Genomic DNA, 17,505 nt, shown 5'->3' with positions numbered 1-17,505 from the left:
GCCCTTCTCTTCCTTACAAAGTCGTAGTATGCTTCTCGTCATATTCGCTGGACAAGGTCTTAAGCGATTTGATTTTACCATGGGGATGCTGATCTTGCTTTCGTGACTTCCAGGCATCTTCTCTTCTTTTTAACTGGTGAGTCATACAAGAATCCTCCTCGGGGAACTGAGATGTATACTACTTCCTTAGGATGTCATTCCCGGGCTTCGTTCATTCATTATTTGATGCGGCACTATACAACCGCCATAAAAGCGTTTACTATTTTCTATAGTACATTGTGAATTGAGAAGGAGACATAGGCCAAATGCTGGAGCCAAACATAACCAACCAATTGAAAAAAACGCTGAAAGCAAGCATCGACAACAACGAAATCGCCGGCGCGAACTTTATGGTGATCAAGGACGGGAGTGAAGTTTTTTACCATGAGGACGGTATGGCTGACATAGAGTCTGGACGCCCTATTACAAGGGATTCGATTTATCGTTTATACTCAATGACGAAACCGGTCACCGCCGCTTCCGTCATGATGCTGCTCGAGCGTGGGGAAATCGATTTGTTCGATCCTGTAAGCCGCTATATACCGGGTTTCAAAAACCAGCTGGTTGAGAAAAACGGTGAACTGGTGCCTGCCAGCCGGGAGGTGTGCATACACGATTTGCTGAACATGACCTCTGGTCTGGTATACGGCGGAACGGACAAAGCCGGGCAGCATACAGACGTTTTGTTCCAGGAACTGGGCAGCCGTTTGTACACGGATAACGCGATGAGCACCATGGAATTCGCTAACCGCCTGGGCCAAGGCCCCCTTTCATTCGACCCGGGATCGTACTGGCAATACGGAACGTCGGCGGACGTTCTTGGCGCAATTGTGGAAGCGGTTAGCGGCATGCGCTACGGGCAATTTTTGCAAAAAGAAATGTTCGACCCGCTGGGAATGCAGGATACCGGCTTCTGGCTGTCTGGAGATAAAAGAGCGCGTCTTGTGAACACCTATCAGGATGACGGCGAAGGCGGACTTAAGCTGTACGCGGAAAGTCATCTAGGCATCGTTCATCAGATGGACCGGGAACCGTTGTTTGAGTCCGGCGGAGCAGGACTTGCGTCTACGATTGACGATGCGGCCAAATTTACGACGATGCTGATGAATCAAGGATCTCTAAACGGAGTGACTTTATTGAAGCCTAGAACGGTTCAATATATGACCTCGGCTTCCTTAAGCAGCTGGCAGCAAAAAGGCTTCGATACATGGCATTCTCTGTGCGGACATAGTTATGGTAACCAGATGCGCATCATGACTGAGCCAGGGAAAGCCGGTTGCCTTGGCAGCCGGGGTGAATACGGCTGGGACGGCTGGCTTGGGGCTTATTTCACCAACAGCCCAGCAGATGCGCTGACCGTATTGTTTATGGTTCAGAAAAAGGATGCCGGCACGATGGCCGTTACCCGCAAGCTCCGCAACATCGTGTTCAGCACGCTGTAAGACAAAAAGGGTCCATTTCCTGTTCCGGGTAAAGAACAAGAAATGGACCCTTTTATCTATAAGCCGCAGCCTTCTCCTGGCTCAATCGTTTTACCACTGGGCATTATCTCTGTTGGTGTGAATGACTTCAAGCAGACGGTCAGGAAAATTGGTATAAACTCCATCCACACCCCAGGAATAGGCTTTATCCATGTTGAGCTGATAATTTACTGTATAAGGCATTACCTTGAGCCCGAAATTCTTAACCTGTGCTACATAAGCCGAACTGATCCCCTGAAAATTCGGGCTAATACCTACTGCGTATGATTTTATGTCTTTCAGATAAGTTTCTGAGACTCTCACTGCGTTGTAATCATACCAGACCAGCTGATATAACGGAATGTCCGGATTGATTCTGTGGAATTTGCGTAAGCTGCCTGCGCTGAAGGAATGAATGGCTACCACATCCTCCAGATCATATTTCTGAATGGATTCATTGATAAGGGTTTCAATATCAGTACCTGGTGCGGAATCCTTGATCTCCAGAATGTATTTGATCTCTTTGCCGAACGTTTCAAATACCTGGTCAAGCGTGGGAATGGTAGTGCCGGCATATTTGTCCCGGGCAAACATCGGGTAGGCCTCGTTGAACCAGGTTCCCGCATCTAGCCGTTCCAGCTGCTCTAGGGTCATGTTTTTTACATAGCCCTTGCCATTAGTTGTGCGGTTAACGGTATCATCATGAATCACGACCGGAATCCCATCCTTGGTTAAGTGGATATCCATCTCAATAATATCCGCCTTCATCTCGGCCGCCAGCTCAAAAGCAGGGATAGTGTTCTCCGGAGCATACCCGGACGCGCCGCGGTGGGCTATCGTGTAGACTTTATCTGCAGGATCCATAATCTCTTTCACCTTCACCCGGATCGTCGGGGAATAAGCGTAAAGTATTGTTAACAAAGAAACAAACAGCAATACATGTATTCCGGTAAAATACGCTTTGTGCCTGAACACCTTCATCATTTCGTTACCCTCATTCTTCTCTATCCTTAATGACATGAATATTATACTAACAGTTGGCCTAATTAAAATCTACAGGTTTCATTACTTGGAGTAGTTCATCCTTGCTATTATACTTATCATAGTTTAGGCATAAGGAGGACGTACGTTGGAAATAGTAGAGCTGGACCATCAGCACAATCAGCGGGAAATCTCGAGATTACTGGAAGAGCACAGCCAGCGGGCGGATCACAGCATTCCGCCGTATGAACGCGAAGAGCTCTCTCTGGCAGCTTACGAGAATGGGACCTTCATTGGCGGTATCACCGGGGATATCGTCTGGAATATATTAAATGTGCACCTGCTGGCCGTCGACCCTACGTACAGAGGTAAGGGTCTGGGCGGTGAACTTCTGCAAGAGCTGGAAGCCAGAGCCCGGCTGCGCGGCTGTAAAGTGAGTGAATTGACAACAATGAGCTGGCAGGCACCACATTTCTATCAGAAGCAAGGGTACGAAATCTTCGGGGAGATCAAGGATTGCCCGCTTCAGGGTCATACCAAGTATTATCTGAAGAAGAACCTATAGTCCGTTTGCGATAAGGTGTAATCCTGATAATCGCCAACATCACAAAAGCTCCCGGGCTGCCCGGGAGCTTCTTACTTATTATTATGATCATCCCAAAATTGCGTTCCTGTTTCTTTTAATTAACTGATTTGTCATACTGCAGATAGACTACATGCGTCTGCAGGTATTCATTCAATCCATGTTTACCATCCGCTCCGCCGATGCCGGATTTCCGCCAGCCTGCATGGAAGCCCTGCATCGCTTCGAAGTTCTCACGGTTAATATAGGTTTCACCATATTTCAGGCGTTTGATAACCTTCATGGCGACATTAAGATTTTGCGTATATAAAGAAGAGGTCAAGCCGAATTCGCTGTCATTTGCAAGTGCAATGGCTTCATCCAAGGAGGAAAAAGTAATCACCGGGATCACGGGTCCGAAGATTTCCTCTTGTACAATTTCCATGTCATTCGTAGCTTCTGAAATGACCGTCGGTTCAAAAAAGCTGCCTGCCCCCTCTACCTTTTTACCGCCAAGGAGGATTTTTGCACCTTCTTCAACCGCCCGGTCCACCTTTTGCTGGACTGAATCTTGTGCGGCCTTGTTGATCAGCGGGCCCATCTGAATATCTTTATCTTTTAACGGATCACCGTATTTCACTGCCTTCATGGCCTCAACCAGACGGGCCGTGAATTCGTCCTTGATCTTCTCATGCACATAGACGCGTTCCGCACAGTTGCAGACCTGACCCGTATTGATTACCCGTGAATCTACGATGGCTTTGATAGCCAGATCCAGGTCGGCATCGTCCATAACAATGGCTGGAGCCTTACCGCCAAGCTCAAGACTAACCTTGATGATGTTCTCTGCAGCAGCTTCCATCACCTTCTGTCCGGCCGGCACGCTGCCTGTCAGGCTGACCATTCCGACCTTAGGATTGCTGGCCAGCTCATTGCCCACCTCAGCGCCTCTGCCTGTGACAAGGTTGAATACCCCTTTGGGCAAGCCTGCTGCGTCAACAATTTTACTAAAAGCGACAGCATTATTCGGCGATTCTGCACTTGGCTTGACGACAATCGTATTACCGGTGATCAGGGCCGGAGCCATCTTCCGGGCAATCAGAAAGAACGGGAAGTTCCAGGGCAGAATACCCGTAGTTACCCCTATTGCTCGTTTAAATACAAAGATGTTCTCGTTATCGCGGTCGCTCTGAACGATTTCACCTTCATAGCGTCGTGCCCATTCAGCCATATAATCCATATAATCTGCTGTAAAGTTAACCTCTACGGTAGATAATTCCAGTGTTTTGCCCACTTCCTCGGAGATCAGCCTGGCGATGCTGTCCGCCTCCGCACGAATCCCGTCTGCGATGGCATGCAGATACTTCCCGCGTTCAACCGCAGGTGTCTCCTCCCAGGCAGATTGGGCTTCTTCCGCAGCATTGATGGCTCGAATGACATCATTCCTGGTAGCCTTGGGAACCTGTGAGATCACTTCATCAGTTGCAGGATTCGTTACTTCCATCCACTCTTTGCCTTCTGCTTCGGTAAATTGGCCATCGATGTACATCAAATGTTTGGTCACTGCTTCTCCCCCTCAAGGTGATTGTTCCATTTCCCACCAATAGTGTAAACGCTATCAATATTTATTGTCAATAAGATTCACATTTTTTATTTGTTTTTGTGTTGTTTTTTATTGACTTCTTGAGTTAAGCTATGGTTAGGGTTATTTCGATTGGAGGGATAAGGAGTGAAAGTCAGTTTTTTTTCCACTTGTTTAGTAGACCTCATGACCCCGAAGGTCGGGATCGCAATGGTTGAGGTTCTCGTGCGGCTGGGCTGTGAAATCGATTATCCGGCTTCGCAGGTCTGCTGCGGTCAACCGGCCTACAACAGCGGCTATCTGGAAGATTCCAAGCTTGCGATGAAGAATATGATGCTTGCCTTTGAGAGCTCCGATTATGTCGTAGGTCCCTCCGGCTCCTGCGTCGCTATGTTTCATGAATATCCGAAGATCTTCAAGGGGGATCCTGAATGGGAATTGAAAGCGGTTACTTTAAAAGAAAAGTCTTATGAATTCACACAGTTCATTGTAAAAGTACTCGGCATCACGGATGTGGGGGCAAGCCTTGACGGGACGGCCACCTATCACCGTTCCTGTCATATGACCAGATTGCTGGGTGAGAAGGAAACCCCTTTTCAACTGCTGGAGCATGTAAAAGGGCTGCACATGGAGCCGCTCAAAAACAGCGATAACTGCTGCGGCTTTGGCGGGACCTTCTCGGTAAAGATGCCGGATATTTCCGAGCAGATGGTCGATGAAAAAAGCAGCTGTATCATAGACACCGAAGCAGATATTCTGATCAGCGCAGATATGGGCTGTCTGTTGAATATCGGCGGCCGCCTATTCCGCAAGGGAGAACCTGTGAAAATTATGCATATTGCGGAAGTGCTGAATCACCAGAATCCTGTGATTGCCAAAGGAGGAAGCCAGAGTTGAGCCTGCAAACGGATAAACGTGATTTCAGCGAACGGACTACAGACGGACTCGGGGATTCATTTATGCGAAATGCCGTAGGTTCAGCGCAGGACAGTCTAAAGACCCGGCGTCTGTCCGCGGCTACCGCTCTCGGAGATTGGGAGCAGTGGCGGACCGCAGGCCAGCAAATCCGCCAGCATACCCTGCAGAACCTGGATTATTATCTGGAGCAGCTCGCAGGAAACATTGAGAAAAAAGGCGGCCATATTTATTTTGCAGCAACCAAAGAAGAAGCCAGCAGCTATATACGGGATGTTATCGTGCAGAAACAGGCTAAAAAAATCGTTAAATCCAAATCTATGGTCACAGAGGAAATTGATCTGAACCATGTTCTGATTGAAGCCGGCTGTGAGCTGATTGAGACCGATCTAGGGGAATATATCCTGCAAATGGATGATTGGGATCCGCCATCACATATTGTCGCTCCTGCACTGCATAAGGACCGGCGGCAAATTCAGCGGGTGTTTGCGGAGAAGCTTGGATATACAGATGACGAAAGTCCAGAGAAGCTTGCCCGGTTTGCCCGGAAGGTCCTGCGGCAGAAATTTCTGGAAGCTGAAGTCGGAATCACAGGCTGCAACTTTGCTGTTGCCAACCTGGGGGCTATTAACCTGGTGACCAATGAAGGCAACGGAGATCTGACTGCGGCCATCCCCAAAACGCATATCGCCGTGATGGGCATGGAGCGGATTGTACCCACTCTTGCAGAAATGGAGGTGCTGGATAATCTCCTCTGCCGCAGTGCTGTTGGGCAAAAGTTAACCAGCTACATTACCGTAATGGGACCCTCCGCAGCTGGTGACACAGACGGCCCTGAAGAATTCCATCTGGTTGTCGTGGACAACGGCCGCTCAGACATTCTCGGCAGCGAATTCAATGAAGCTTTACAATGTATACGCTGCGGGGCTTGCCTGAATGTCTGTCCGGTCTACCGCCATATCGGCGGTCATGCCTATGGATCTATTTATCCAGGGCCGATTGGTGCTGTCATCACACCGCTGCTTGGCGGATACGATGACTTCAAAGAGCTCCCTTTCGCCTCCAGTCTGTGTGCCGCCTGTACAGATGTATGCCCGGTCCGAATTCCGCTTCATGAGCAGCTTATCCGGCACCGGCAGAACATCGTAAAGGAGAACCGCACCGGTTCCATGGAAAGATTCCAGATGAAGGCGGTGGGGCGGCTGCTGTCCTCCCCTGCTCTATTCGGTAAAACATTGCGGTTTGCGCATCCGGCCAGCCGGCTCATGAGCAAGCATGGCCGAATTGTCAGAGGGCCGGAACTGATCCGTGGTTGGATTGGTTCCCGCGATCTTAGCCAACCCGTCAAGCAGCAGGACAGCTTCAGGGCTTGGCTGGATAAACGAAAAGGAGAGTCGGGCCAATGACAGTATTACGAAATTATCATACATCAGGGAATAATAAGGAATCCTTTCTCAATACGATTGCCTCCAAGCTGGGACGGGAACGCAGACACGAGGTCCGGCTGCCGGATATTCAGAGTTTGCTGCCGGACAGCTATGGAAGTCTAACTCAAGACGATCTGATAGATATCTTAAAGGAGCAATGCTTTTTTATACACACTCAGGTCATTGAGTCGAAGCCGGAGATTCTGCAGAGGACACTCGATGATCTGATTGAAGCCAGTGGCGGAGGAAGCGTAATGATTTCCGGCGATCCCCGGTTTGCCGCTTACGGACTTATGTTCCCGGGTTCATTCGTCTGGGAGGAAGCTGCAGGAAGAGAGCAGAATATTATGCGGGCTGAATCGGCGGACACGGCGGTTATTTTCGCTGATTATGCTCTTGCCGAATCAGGGACAATTGTTGTGGAAAGCCGGCCGGATCAGGGACGATCCCTTCACTTTCTGCCTGCCCATTATATTGCGGTAATTGAAAAGCAGCGGATCGTGCCTCGCTCCACACAGGCAGCAGCAGCCTTGAACCGGCGGGTTCTGACCGGCGAACCGCTGGGCTCATCGATAAATCTCATCTCGGGCCCGTCTAATTCTGCTGATATTGAGATGAAGCTTGTTGTCGGGGTGCATGGACCTTTGAGCGCCACTTATGTGCTTATATAGAATGTAGTACAGTATGCTCGAAAAAAAAGAAGACCCAAAGCCCCGGTCTTCTTTTCCATTTTCTTTTACTTCTCCCAAAGCTCAATCAGCCGGCCGTCAGGATCTTCAATCCAAATAAACGTTCCATATTCACTTTCCTCTTTTTGCTTGGCAAGAGGTACACCAATCTGTTCAAGATGCTTAAGGGTCTCGTTCAGATTATTTACCTGGAAGTTTAGCATCACCTGTTGTTCTGTTGGAAAGTAATTGTCATTCTCGGTGAAAAAAGAAAAGATCGTCTCATTTCCTGGTTGGGGTTGGATCACTGTCCCATTCCAATCTCCTATCTCAATCTGCAGCACTTCGCTGTACCATTTTGTTATTGCTTCCAAATTCTTCGTTCTCCAAAATATGCCTCCAAAACCTTGTATCATCGTATCTGCTCCCCTCTACCAGCTGATTTTGTAGCATTACGGTTTCATTAGATATTCGATACTTAAAGTGAAGTTCCTTTGACAGGAATTACTCCGCACGGCAAAGCTTAATAAAATAACAAAATACTTATGAATACGAAAAGCCAAACCGCATTGCTGTGCGGTTTGGCAGATAAATATATATTCGATTATTACTGAATTAATCGTTGTTGCTCATCCAGCCAAAATGGAAGCTTCCCGGCTGGTCCACCCGTTCAAAGGTATGCGCTCCAAAGTAGTCTCTTTGCGCCTGCAGCAGGTTGGCCGGAAGACGTTCGGACCGGTAGCTGTCATAGTATGCTAACCCGGAAGCAAAGGCTGGAACCGGAATGCCCCGTTTTACCGCGATCGCCACCACATCTCTCCACGCTTCCTGGTAGTTATGAACTACGCTGCTGAAATACTCGTCCAGGAACAGGTTTTTGAGCTCAGGGTCACGGTCATAAGCGTCCTTGATGTTCTGAAGGAAGCCGGCACGGATAATGCAGCCTCCGCGGAAGATCATTGCGATGCTGCCATAGTTCAGGTTCCAGTTATACTCGTCCGATGCCACTCTCATCTGGGCAAAGCCCTGGGCGTAAGAGGCAATTTTGCTCGCATACAGCGCTTTGCGGACTGCCTCAATGAATTCCTTCGCGTCGCCGTCGTAGCCCTTGACCTCAGGCCCCTTCAGGCGTTTGCTTGCTGCCACACGCTCTTCCTTCATCGCCGAAATAAAACGTGCAAACACGGATTCAGTAATGATTGATAACGGAACGCCGAGATCAAGCGCATTCTGACTCGTCCACTTGCCGGTTCCCTTTTGACCTGCAGAATCCAGGATTACATCGACCATTGGTTTGCCGGTTTCCGGATCAGCTTTGGAGAAGATGTCGGCAGTAATCTCGATGAGATAACTGCTTAACTCTCCCCGGTTCCATTCTGAGAAAATCTCATGCAATTCTTGAGTGTCCAGGCCCAGTACATCCTTCAGGAGCTGATACGCTTCACCAATGAGCTGCATGTCGCCGTATTCGATGCCGTTGTGGACCATTTTGACATAGTGCCCGGCACCGTCTTCACCGATATAAGTCGAGCAAGGATCGCCGTCCACTTTAGCAGAAATGGCAGTCAGGATTGGTTCAACCAGCTCGTAGGCATCCTTCTGCCCGCCCGGCATAATCGCCGGCCCCTTGAGTGCACCTTCTTCACCGCCCGATACGCCTGCCCCGATAAAACGGAAGCCTTGCGCCTGAAGCTCTTTGTTCCGTCTCTGGGTATCCGGGAAAAAGGCGTTCCCGCCGTCAATCAGAATATCCCCTGGTGATAAATGCGGCACCAGCTGCTGAATTGTATCATCTGTCGGTTTGCCAGCCTTAACCATAATCATGATCTTGCGCGGCAGCTCGAGTGATTGGACAAACTCCTCAATGCTGTAGGCACCAACGAAGTTTTTGCCCGCTGCTTCTGCAAGCAGCTCATCTGTTTTCTCGCGGGAGCGGTTGTACAGTGCTACCGAGAACCCTTTGCTCTCCATATTCAAGGCCAGATTCTTACCCATGACGGCTAAGCCGACCACACCTATCTGTTGTTTACCCATCGTCAATAGACCTCCCTATGATTTGTGCAGGACAATTATACCTGTGGAGCTTTTTTCCAGTCGGCTGCGAATTTCTCCAGCCCCTGATCAGTCAGCGGGTGCTTGGAGATTTGCTCGATGACGCTGAACGGAATGGTGGCGATATGCGCACCGGCCATCGCAACGCGGGTCACATGGTCCGGATGGCGGACCGAAGCGGCGATGATCTGCGCATCCAGGTTATGAATGCGGAACAATTCAGCGACTTTTACAATAAGCTGAACCCCATCCTCTGAAATATCATCCAGACGGCCGAGGAACGGTGATACATAAGTGGCTCCGGCACGGGCTGCCAGCAGCGCCTGGTTCACGGTGAAGATCAGCGTTACGTTTGTTTTCACGCCTTTTTGAGTCAGGTACCGGCAGGCTTCCAGCCCTGCGAGCGTCATCGGGATCTTGATGGTAATGTTTTTATCATAGTTATTGATCTTGATCAGTTCGTTCGCCTGTGCGATCATTTCTTCTGCAGTAATGGTATCCGGGGTTACCTCAGCGGATACGGACTCAACCTCAGGTACGGTCTGCAGAATTTCTGCAATGCGGTCTTCAAACTTCACGCCTTCTTTGGCCACGAGAGACGGATTCGTTGTAACGCCGGACAGTACGCCGATCTGGTATGCTTTTTTGATGTCTTCTACATTCGCTGTGTCGATGAAAAATTTCATTGTGATAACCTCCATTTTTTAGTTGAACTAATCTTAGTATTAAAAATTTGAAGCATCGGGCAAAGAAACATCGTTTTCTTCTTCTTGAACACCGTTTGCAGCTTCGGCCGTATCGAGCCACCAGTGATGTCCTTTTTTGGCCAGCAGCTGATCTGATTCGGCAGGTCCGAATGAACCCGCAGCATAGGTGTGAAGCGGAACAGAATTCTTCTCAAAAGCATTCAGGATTGGCTGCACCCATTTCCAGGATAGCTCAACCTCGTTCCAATGGGCAAAAAATGACGGATCACCATGTAAAGCGTCATGTATCAGGTTCTCATAAGCCTCAGGAACCTCAATAGAGCTGGTGTGGAAATCAATATGCATGGCCTTGAACTTCCCTTTATGCTGTGGATCTCTAGCCTTTAGCTGTAGGGTTACCCCCTCGTTCGGGCTGATCTCGAACACCAGCAGGTTTGGGATGTCATTCTCTCCGGCCGATGAGCTCTGTTTGAGCGGCTCTTTGAACTCGATCACAATCCGCGTCGATTTCTCCTTCATGCGCTTTCCGGTCCGGATATAGAACGGCACATCCTTCCAGAATGGATCGTCAATCTGTAGTCTGGCCGCAATAAAGGTATCGTTCGTTGATCCTGCCGGAATTCCCGGCTCGGAGAGATAGCCCTGTACCGGCTTGCCCTGGATTGTGCCAGCTGTATATTGCCCGCGGATCACGTCAAACTGGACATCGCCTTCATCCAGCGGCTCCAGCGCCTCCATAACCTCTTTCTTCTTAAAGCGTACCTCTTCCGGGGAACTGTCCTTCGGCAAGCGGATGGCGAGCATCATTAACAGCTGCAGCATATGATTCTGGAACATATCCCTGAGCGCACCTACATGATCGTAATAACCCGCTCTTTCTTCCACACCTACAGTTTCTCCTGCGGTAATCTGCACGTTGGAGATGTAACGGTTATTCCAAAGTGCGTGAAGCACCGGATTACTCTGCTGGAACACATCGAGCTCCTGCACCATCGGTTTGCCGAGGTAATGGTCAATGCGGTAAATTTCTTCTTCAGTAAAAGCCTCGCTCAGCTTCAGATTCAGTTCCTGTGCAGACTGCAGATCATGTCCGAAGGGCTTCTCAATTACCAGGCGTTTCCAGCCCTTGGTGTTACCCAGCCCGCTTTGTTTAATATTGAAGGCTATTGTCTCAAAAAACTCCGGGCCAACAGACAGATAGAACATCCGGTTCGGGGAACCTCCCGCCCGTTTCTCCTGCTGCTCAACCCGCTGAAGGAGCTTCGTATAATCCTCTGTATGCCCAACATCCAGCACATTATATCGGAAGGACTTCAGGAAGCTGCGCACGGACGCAGAATCTTTCACTTCCCGCCGGGAAAAGTCCCGGATCGACCGCTCCACCATCGCCTGAAAGGCTTCGTCAGCTACTTCTCTTCGGCCAAGACCAATCACAGAGAATGAATGGTTAAGCTTGTGATCGAGAAAAAGATTATACAGCGCAGGGTAGATTTTTCTCCGGGCCAAATCTCCTGTCGCTCCAAACAAAACAAACGTGGTTGCCTCCATCTCCATTCTCCTTCTGCTCTGGTTTATCTTTCCTGGTTACACTATAATACAAATACGACCCATACAAGTAATTAATATATTTCACAGGAGCTATAGACTATGTCTATGATAAATTTCGAGTTATACAAGGTTTTTTACTGGGCTGCCAAGACCGGGAGCCTGACTCAAGCCGCCAAATCGCTGTTTATTACCCAGCCGAGTGTCAGCCATGCGATCAAGCAGCTGGAGGACAGCTTAGGCCTGTCCCTATTTATCCGGAACTCCAAAGGAGTTGCACTTACACCGGAAGGTGCCACTCTCTACTCTTACATTGAACAATCGCATATTCTTATCACACAGGCCGAGAAGAAAATGGCTGAGCTCAAAAACCTCGATAACGGGGAGCTTCGTATTGGCGGCAGTGACTCCCTGTTCAAGCATTATCTGCTTCCGTTCATTGAAATCTTTCACCAGCAGTATCCCGGCATCCGTCTTCATCTGATCCATGGTACGACACCGGAAGTGATCTCCTATTTAAAAGAAGGTCTCGTCGATCTGGGCGTCGTGCGTATGCCGATCACCGATCCGCAGCTGGAAGTGCGGCAAGGGCTTCAGCTGCAGGACTGCTTCATCGCAGGCAGCCGTTATGCCGAACTGAACCAGAAGGTGCTCTCTATCGAAGAACTGCTTCGGTATCCTATTATCCTGTTCTCGCGGAGCAGCCGGGCACGTATGGCCATTACGGATTTGTTCCAGGGCTACGGATATGAGCTGAAGCCCGAATTCGAGGTCGGCAGTGTGGGACTGCTGATCGAATTTGCCCGCAAAGGCCTCGGGATCTCCTTCGTGACCCGGGAATTCGTATCCAAGGAGCTTGAAGAGGGCTCCCTCTTTGAGATCAAGCTGGATGTACAGCTTCCTCCTGCCCAGGTGGGTATGATGACGATGCGGTATATGCCGCTGACGACTGCAGCCAGCAAGTTCATCGAGCTAACCCGGAGAGCCTAATCTTGGAGAAATGCATTTAATTCTAATTTATAGGGTTAAGGAGGAAGCATAATGACTGTTGAACGTTTTCAAATCCGGGTACCTGATGAAGTACTCGATGATCTGAAGTACAGGCTGAAACATGTCCGCTGGCCGGAGCCGTTAGGACCAACCGGATGGGAAAAAGGTACTGATCTAAGCTATCTGCAATCGCTCGTTACCTATTGGCAGGAGCAATATGACTGGCGGGAACAAGAAGCCAAGCTCAACCGCTTTTCACAGTTTCGCAGTAATGTCGATGGGATAGATGTGCATTTCGTTCATGAACGCGGAAAAGGACCAAGCCCAATGCCGATTATCCTAACTCACGGATGGCCGGACAGTTATTTGCGGTACCAGAAGATTATTCCTCTGCTTACGGATCCGGCCCGTTACGGCGGTGATCCTGAGGACGCTTTCGATGTAATAGTCCCTTCACTGCCCGGATTTGGCTTCTCCAGCTGTCCGGACTATCGCGGGATCAACAATTCACGTGTTTCTGAGGTATGGGCTAAACTAATGACTGAGGAGCTCGGGTATAGAAAATTCGCTGCTGCGGGCGGGGATATCGGTTCCGGAGTGACCCGATACCTGGCATCGAACCATCCGGAACTTCTATTTGGCATCCATCTCACCGATATTGGTATTATTAGAGGCCTTATGAATCCCAATGATCAGGCAGAGCTTTCCGAGGAAGAACTGCAATATAAACGAAGTGCCCAGGAATGGATATCCCGGGAGGGCGGCTATATGACCCTTCAATCGACCAAACCTCAGACCCTTGCGTATGGACTTTCCGACTCACCTGTAGGACTCGCCGGCTGGATTATTGAAAAATTCCATGCATGGAGCGACTGTAAGGGGAACCTCCGGAACAGCTTCAGCGAAGATGAACTGCTCACGAATATCATGATTTATTGGGTTACCAATACGTTTGGGTCTACAGCCCATATATATTATGAGAATACGCATTCATTGCCGGCACTTGGCCGGATAGAGGTACCGACAGGCATTGCTATTTTACCTGCCGATGTCTTAACACCGCCCAAAGATTGGGCTATGCGCAACCTGAATATCACCCGCTGGACCTCATTGCCCCGGGGCGGGCATTTTACCGCCATGGAGGAACCTGAGCTCATGGCTGAGGATATTCGTGCCTTCTACAGACCCTTTAGAACCTGAATGGAGAAAGAATAACAGATACTCACACACAAAGATGCCCTCTGCCGCAACGCGGGGGCATCTTTGTGTGTGGATATAGTAAAGAATCAAGAATCAGATTGCTGCCTGATACGGGTGCGTCCGCTTACTTTAATTCGATGGTCTGGTTCAGATTGGACTCTTCTGTATCCTGATTCGTTAACCGTTTGAACAGGTAAGAAGCCTTTTCAGCCAGGTTACCGCTCTTCCAGTATTCAGCCGCTTCGGCGTGAACCTGAATCAGAATCACATTCGGATCATCATAGCTGGTCTTCAAAAAAGCATCATAGCCCGCATTCCAGAATTCTTTTTTCTTCTCCAAATCCTGCACGATTCTTGCTGTTCCACGGATGGATACATAGGATTTACCGGCGTATACGACATTCACTCTCGGATCATGAAGGACTTCGCCGAACTTGCTGGTATCTTTTTTCGTCAGGAACCATAAGTCTCCGTCGAATTCAACCTCCTGAGTCTTCATTGGACGGGATACCAGACCTTCCGGCGAGATCGTCGTGAACATTGCCGTATCGATCCCTTTGATAAGTTCTCTTACCGTCTCAACCGCTTCCTGATGATTATTGTTCATCGTTGACATGCTTATCGCCTCGTTTCTTCACAGTTATGGGAATAGGTTATCCAATCGTCTACCTATTATTAACCAAAGTTACAAATTTCGATCTCTTTGGCGTGCATTCTACACCTCTTTATTTATAGCAATCTGCTCTATGCACACCCTTATCAGACCTTTTCAAAGAGGAAAATCCTGTAGCACTTATATTGACTTTCCAACATATAGTGATTAAAATAAGGAACGCACACTAAATATAGTGTGATAATCATTTTTAGCCTATCTAGCAATGGTTCCAGGCTTCTATCCTATTAAAAATTGCAGCAATATTTACAGGAGGACTGACACGATGCTGGTCGCATACGATTCAAAAACGGGGAACGTCAAACGGTTCATCAGCAAGCTTAAGCTGCCGGCTGTGCAGATCGAGGAGCATATGACGATAGACGAGCCTTATGTACTAATTACATACACCACCGGCTTTGGACAGATTCCAGAGAAAGTGTCTGCTTTTTTGAGTAACAATTACAGCAATCTGAAAGGCATCGCTGCCAGCGGCAATAAGAACTGGGGCGAGCTGTTCGCCCATAGCGCGGATTTGATAGCAGACCGGTACAATGTGCCCGTCATTGGGAAATTTGAATTATCCGGTACATTTGGCGATGTGGAGCGGATTAAACAGGAGGTGAGCCGGGTTGCGGCATATTGAACTGAACAACATGTTGATGAAGCGGGACGAGAGCGGCTTCTTTCAATTAAATAAAGACCTTGAGGCGGTAGCCGAATTCATGCGTGACGTGGAGCGGCGGAGCCTGGTGTTTGCAGATACTAAAGCCAAGGTTGATTACATGATCGAACAGGACTTTTATGAAAACTTTTACTTACAGTACAGTGTGGCTGAGATTGAGGAAGTCTACCGGATTACCCACAGCTATAACTTTACCTTCCCCTCTTATATGGCGGCATCGAAGTTCTATACGGACTATGCTGTAAAAAGCAATGACCGCAAGCAATATCTGGAGCATTATCCGGACCGTGTGGCTGCTGTAGCACTTCACCTGGGACGCGGCAACGCTGAGACCGCCGGGGTACTCGCCCGTTCGATGATGGAACAGCGTCTGCAGCCGGCAACGCCCACCTTCCTGAATGCCGGTAAAAGCCGGCGCGGCGAGCTCGTCTCCTGCTTCCTGATCGAGATGGATGATTCGCTTAATTCCATTAACTATGTACTGAATACCTGCATGCAGCTGTCTAAGATCGGCGGCGGTGTAGCCGTTAACCTGTCCAAGCTCCGCTCGCGCGGGGAGACGATCAAGGGTGTCGAGGATGCGGCTAAGGGCATTATGCCGGTGCTCAAGCTGATGGAGGACGGCTTCTCTTATGCCGATCAGATGGGTCAGCGTAAAGGCTCCGGTGCAGCCTACTATAATATTTTTGGATGGGATGTTCTGGAATTCCTCGACAGCAAGAAAATTAACGCTGACGAGAAAACAAGGCTTAAAACCCTCTCCATCGGCCTGATCATACCGAACCGCTTCTACCAGCTGGCTAAGGATAATGAACCGCTGTATGTATTTGCCCCATATACTGTGTACAAGGCTTATGGAATACACCTGGATGACATGGATCTGGATGACATGTACGATAAGCTGCTGGCCGATCCGCGTGTGAAGAAGAAAAAGGCAATGAATGCACGGGATATGCTGACCAAAATCGCCATGATTCAGCTGGAATCCGGCTATCCGTATATTATGAACAAGAGCAACGCGAATGAAGCGCATGCCCTGAAAAATGTCGGCCAGATCAAGATGTCCAACCTCTGTACGGAAATCTTCCAGCTGCAGGAAACCTCGGAGATTAACGATTACGGGCAAGAGGATATCATCCGCCGTGATGTAAGCTGCAATCTGGCTTCCCTTAATATTGTTAATGTTATGGAGCATGGCAAAATCCGTGAATCCGTGCATGAAGGCATGATCGCCCTCACCGCCGTTAGCGATATGACCAGCGTCTCCAACGCCCCTGGTGTAGCCAAAGCAAACAAAGAAATGCACTCTGTCGGCCTCGGTGTCATGAATCTCCACGGTTATCTGGCCAAGAACAATATCGCCTATGAAAGCGAACAGGCCCGTGATTTTGCCCGGACCTTCTTCATGACCATGAACTATCATTCACTGGAAAAGAGCATGGAAATTGCTGCGGCAACCGGCCGCTCTTTCCAGGGGTTTGAGGCATCCGATTATGCTTCCGGAGTTTATTTCGAACGTTACCTGACTACGGATTACCGTCCGGTTACGTCAAGAGTGCAGGAGCTGTTCGGGGATATGTATATTCCTTCACCTGCTGACTGGGAACAACTGCGGGATAAGGTAAAGGCAAACGGCCTCTACCATGCTTACCGGTTAGCGATTGCACCGACAGCGAGCATTTCCTACATTCAGAATGCCACTTCCAGCGTGATGCCGATTGTGGAGCAGATTGAAACACGGACTTATGCCAATTCAACTACGTACTATCCGATGCCCTACCTGCGGCCGGATAATGTGTTCTTCTATAAATCGGCTTACCAGATGGACCAGTTCAAGGTGATTGACCTGATCGCGGAGATTCAGCCGCACATCGATCAGGGTATCTCGACGGTTCTGCATGTTAACAGCGATGTATCTACACGGGAGCTGGCCCGCTCTTACCTGTACGCTGCCCATAAAGGCCTGAAGTCGCTGTATTACACCCGGACCAAGAAGCTGTCCGTTGAGGAATGCCTCACCTGCTCGATCTAACAAGGAAG

At 49.2% G+C, this 17,505-nt stretch carries 17 protein-coding genes; 9 read left to right on the top strand and 8 right to left on the bottom strand.

The annotated features are described in order from the left end of the window. Nucleotides 1-13: 13 nt before the first annotated feature. A complete protein-coding gene (locus tag JRJ22_RS29220) occupies nt 14-145 on the bottom strand; it encodes a DUF6254 family protein (RefSeq protein WP_232381130.1) in 132 nt (43 codons plus the stop codon). A 187-nt stretch (nt 146-332) separates the two neighbouring features. On the opposite strand from JRJ22_RS29220, the gene JRJ22_RS13140 reads away from it, so the two are divergent. Continuing rightward, nucleotides 333-1,481, top strand: a complete 1,149-nt coding sequence (locus JRJ22_RS13140; protein WP_232381129.1) for a serine hydrolase domain-containing protein — start codon at nt 333-335, stop codon at nt 1,479-1,481. Nucleotides 1,482-1,571: 90 nt separating this feature from the next. Here JRJ22_RS13140 and JRJ22_RS13135 read toward each other — a convergent pair whose 3' ends face one another. Further along, nucleotides 1,572-2,519, bottom strand: a complete 948-nt coding sequence (locus JRJ22_RS13135; protein ID WP_206104847.1) for a glycerophosphodiester phosphodiesterase — start codon at nt 2,517-2,519, stop codon at nt 1,572-1,574. 109 nt (nt 2,520-2,628) lie between these two features. On the opposite strand from JRJ22_RS13135, the gene JRJ22_RS13130 reads away from it, so the two are divergent. Then, nucleotides 2,629-3,045, top strand: coding sequence for a GNAT family N-acetyltransferase (locus tag JRJ22_RS13130; RefSeq protein ID WP_206104846.1), 417 nt, complete (start codon nt 2,629-2,631; stop codon nt 3,043-3,045). Between the two features lie 115 nt (nt 3,046-3,160). Here JRJ22_RS13130 and aldA read toward each other — a convergent pair whose 3' ends face one another. Then, complete coding sequence (gene aldA, locus JRJ22_RS13125; protein ID WP_332461380.1) at nt 3,161-4,606, bottom strand: aldehyde dehydrogenase; 1,446 nt, start codon at nt 4,604-4,606, stop codon at nt 3,161-3,163. A 165-nt stretch (nt 4,607-4,771) separates the two neighbouring features. Between aldA and JRJ22_RS13120 the strand changes: the two genes are divergently transcribed. From JRJ22_RS13120 to JRJ22_RS13110, 3 genes are read left to right on the top strand one after another with little or no spacing between them, the layout of a single operon-like run. Next, the gene (locus tag JRJ22_RS13120) at nt 4,772-5,521 is read left to right on the top strand and encodes a (Fe-S)-binding protein (RefSeq protein WP_206104845.1); all 750 of its coding nucleotides are present in this window, start codon (nt 4,772-4,774) and stop codon (nt 5,519-5,521) included. Further along, nucleotides 5,518-6,945: a LutB/LldF family L-lactate oxidation iron-sulfur protein gene (locus tag JRJ22_RS13115; protein WP_206104844.1), complete on the top strand. Its 1,428-nt coding sequence runs from the start codon at nt 5,518-5,520 to the stop codon at nt 6,943-6,945. Before JRJ22_RS13120 ends, JRJ22_RS13115 begins: the two co-directional genes overlap by 4 nt. After that, entirely contained in the window at nt 6,942-7,637 is a 696-nt protein-coding gene (locus JRJ22_RS13110; protein ID WP_206104843.1) for a LutC/YkgG family protein, read from the top strand. The genes JRJ22_RS13115 and JRJ22_RS13110 overlap by 4 nt, the downstream gene beginning before the upstream one ends. Before the next feature lie 65 nt (nt 7,638-7,702). On the opposite strand, the gene JRJ22_RS13105 is transcribed toward JRJ22_RS13110, so the two are convergent. The 4 genes from JRJ22_RS13105 to zwf form a co-directional block, all read right to left on the bottom strand. Continuing rightward, nucleotides 7,703-8,050: a VOC family protein gene (locus JRJ22_RS13105; RefSeq protein ID WP_206104842.1), complete on the bottom strand. Its 348-nt coding sequence runs from the start codon at nt 8,048-8,050 to the stop codon at nt 7,703-7,705. Nucleotides 8,051-8,249: 199 nt separating this feature from the next. Further along, nucleotides 8,250-9,668 carry an NADP-dependent phosphogluconate dehydrogenase gene (gene gndA, locus JRJ22_RS13100; protein ID WP_206104841.1) on the bottom strand — a complete coding sequence of 473 codons (1,419 nt, stop codon included), beginning with the start codon at nt 9,666-9,668 and terminating at the stop codon, nt 8,250-8,252. Between the two features lie 35 nt (nt 9,669-9,703). Continuing rightward, nucleotides 9,704-10,372: a fructose-6-phosphate aldolase gene (gene fsa / locus JRJ22_RS13095; RefSeq protein WP_206104840.1), complete on the bottom strand. Its 669-nt coding sequence runs from the start codon at nt 10,370-10,372 to the stop codon at nt 9,704-9,706. Between the two features lie 39 nt (nt 10,373-10,411). Continuing rightward, nucleotides 10,412-11,941 (bottom strand): glucose-6-phosphate dehydrogenase, encoded by a 1,530-nt coding sequence (gene zwf, locus JRJ22_RS13090; protein ID WP_206104839.1) that lies wholly within the window; start codon nt 11,939-11,941, stop codon nt 10,412-10,414. Between the two features lie 99 nt (nt 11,942-12,040). Here zwf and JRJ22_RS13085 point away from each other — a divergent pair, with 99 nt between their 5' ends. Both JRJ22_RS13085 and JRJ22_RS13080 read left to right on the top strand, forming a co-directional pair. Beyond that, a complete protein-coding gene (locus tag JRJ22_RS13085) occupies nt 12,041-12,928 on the top strand; it encodes a LysR family transcriptional regulator (protein ID WP_206104838.1) in 888 nt (295 codons plus the stop codon). A gap of 51 nt (nt 12,929-12,979) precedes the next feature. Beyond that, complete coding sequence (locus JRJ22_RS13080) at nt 12,980-14,128, top strand: epoxide hydrolase family protein (protein ID WP_206104837.1); 1,149 nt, start codon at nt 12,980-12,982, stop codon at nt 14,126-14,128. A gap of 124 nt (nt 14,129-14,252) precedes the next feature. On the opposite strand, the gene JRJ22_RS13075 is transcribed toward JRJ22_RS13080, so the two are convergent. Further along, nucleotides 14,253-14,744: a pyridoxamine 5'-phosphate oxidase family protein gene (locus JRJ22_RS13075; protein WP_370656191.1), complete on the bottom strand. Its 492-nt coding sequence runs from the start codon at nt 14,742-14,744 to the stop codon at nt 14,253-14,255. Between the two features lie 322 nt (nt 14,745-15,066). Here JRJ22_RS13075 and nrdI point away from each other — a divergent pair, with 322 nt between their 5' ends. Together nrdI and nrdE are read left to right on the top strand one after the other, a co-directional pair. Next, complete coding sequence (nrdI, locus tag JRJ22_RS13070; protein WP_206104836.1) at nt 15,067-15,426, top strand: class Ib ribonucleoside-diphosphate reductase assembly flavoprotein NrdI; 360 nt, start codon at nt 15,067-15,069, stop codon at nt 15,424-15,426. Continuing rightward, on the top strand, nt 15,413-17,497 hold the full coding sequence (nrdE, locus tag JRJ22_RS13065) for a class 1b ribonucleoside-diphosphate reductase subunit alpha (protein WP_206104835.1): 2,085 nt from the start codon (nt 15,413-15,415) through the stop codon (nt 17,495-17,497). Before nrdI ends, nrdE begins: the two co-directional genes overlap by 14 nt. Nucleotides 17,498-17,505 lie beyond the last annotated feature (8 nt).

The organism is Paenibacillus tianjinensis (assembly GCF_017086365.1).
In the GTDB taxonomy this organism is placed as follows: Bacteria; Bacillota; Bacilli; order Paenibacillales; family Paenibacillaceae; genus Paenibacillus_AQ; species Paenibacillus_AQ tianjinensis.
Note: the sequence above shows the minus strand (reverse complement) of the source record. Positions and strands in the feature narration are given on the sequence as shown.

Coding starts and splice junctions, on each gene's coding strand:
- JRJ22_RS13085 (WP_206104838.1), top strand. CDS start 12,041: ATGTCTATGATAAATTTCGAGTTATACAAGGTTTTTTACTGGGCTGCC.
- JRJ22_RS13075 (WP_370656191.1), bottom strand. CDS start 14,744: ATGTCAACGATGAACAATAATCATCAGGAAGCGGTTGAGACGGTAAGA.
- JRJ22_RS29220 (WP_232381130.1), bottom strand. CDS start 145: ATGACTCACCAGTTAAAAAGAAGAGAAGATGCCTGGAAGTCACGAAAG.
- JRJ22_RS13080 (WP_206104837.1), top strand. CDS start 12,980: ATGACTGTTGAACGTTTTCAAATCCGGGTACCTGATGAAGTACTCGAT.
- fsa (WP_206104840.1), bottom strand. CDS start 10,372: ATGAAATTTTTCATCGACACAGCGAATGTAGAAGACATCAAAAAAGCA.
- JRJ22_RS13135 (WP_206104847.1), bottom strand. CDS start 2,519: ATGTCATTAAGGATAGAGAAGAATGAGGGTAACGAAATGATGAAGGTG.
- JRJ22_RS13110 (WP_206104843.1), top strand. CDS start 6,942: ATGACAGTATTACGAAATTATCATACATCAGGGAATAATAAGGAATCC.
- nrdI (WP_206104836.1), top strand. CDS start 15,067: ATGCTGGTCGCATACGATTCAAAAACGGGGAACGTCAAACGGTTCATC.
- gndA (WP_206104841.1), bottom strand. CDS start 9,668: ATGGGTAAACAACAGATAGGTGTGGTCGGCTTAGCCGTCATGGGTAAG.
- zwf (WP_206104839.1), bottom strand. CDS start 11,941: ATGGAGGCAACCACGTTTGTTTTGTTTGGAGCGACAGGAGATTTGGCC.
- JRJ22_RS13105 (WP_206104842.1), bottom strand. CDS start 8,050: ATGATACAAGGTTTTGGAGGCATATTTTGGAGAACGAAGAATTTGGAA.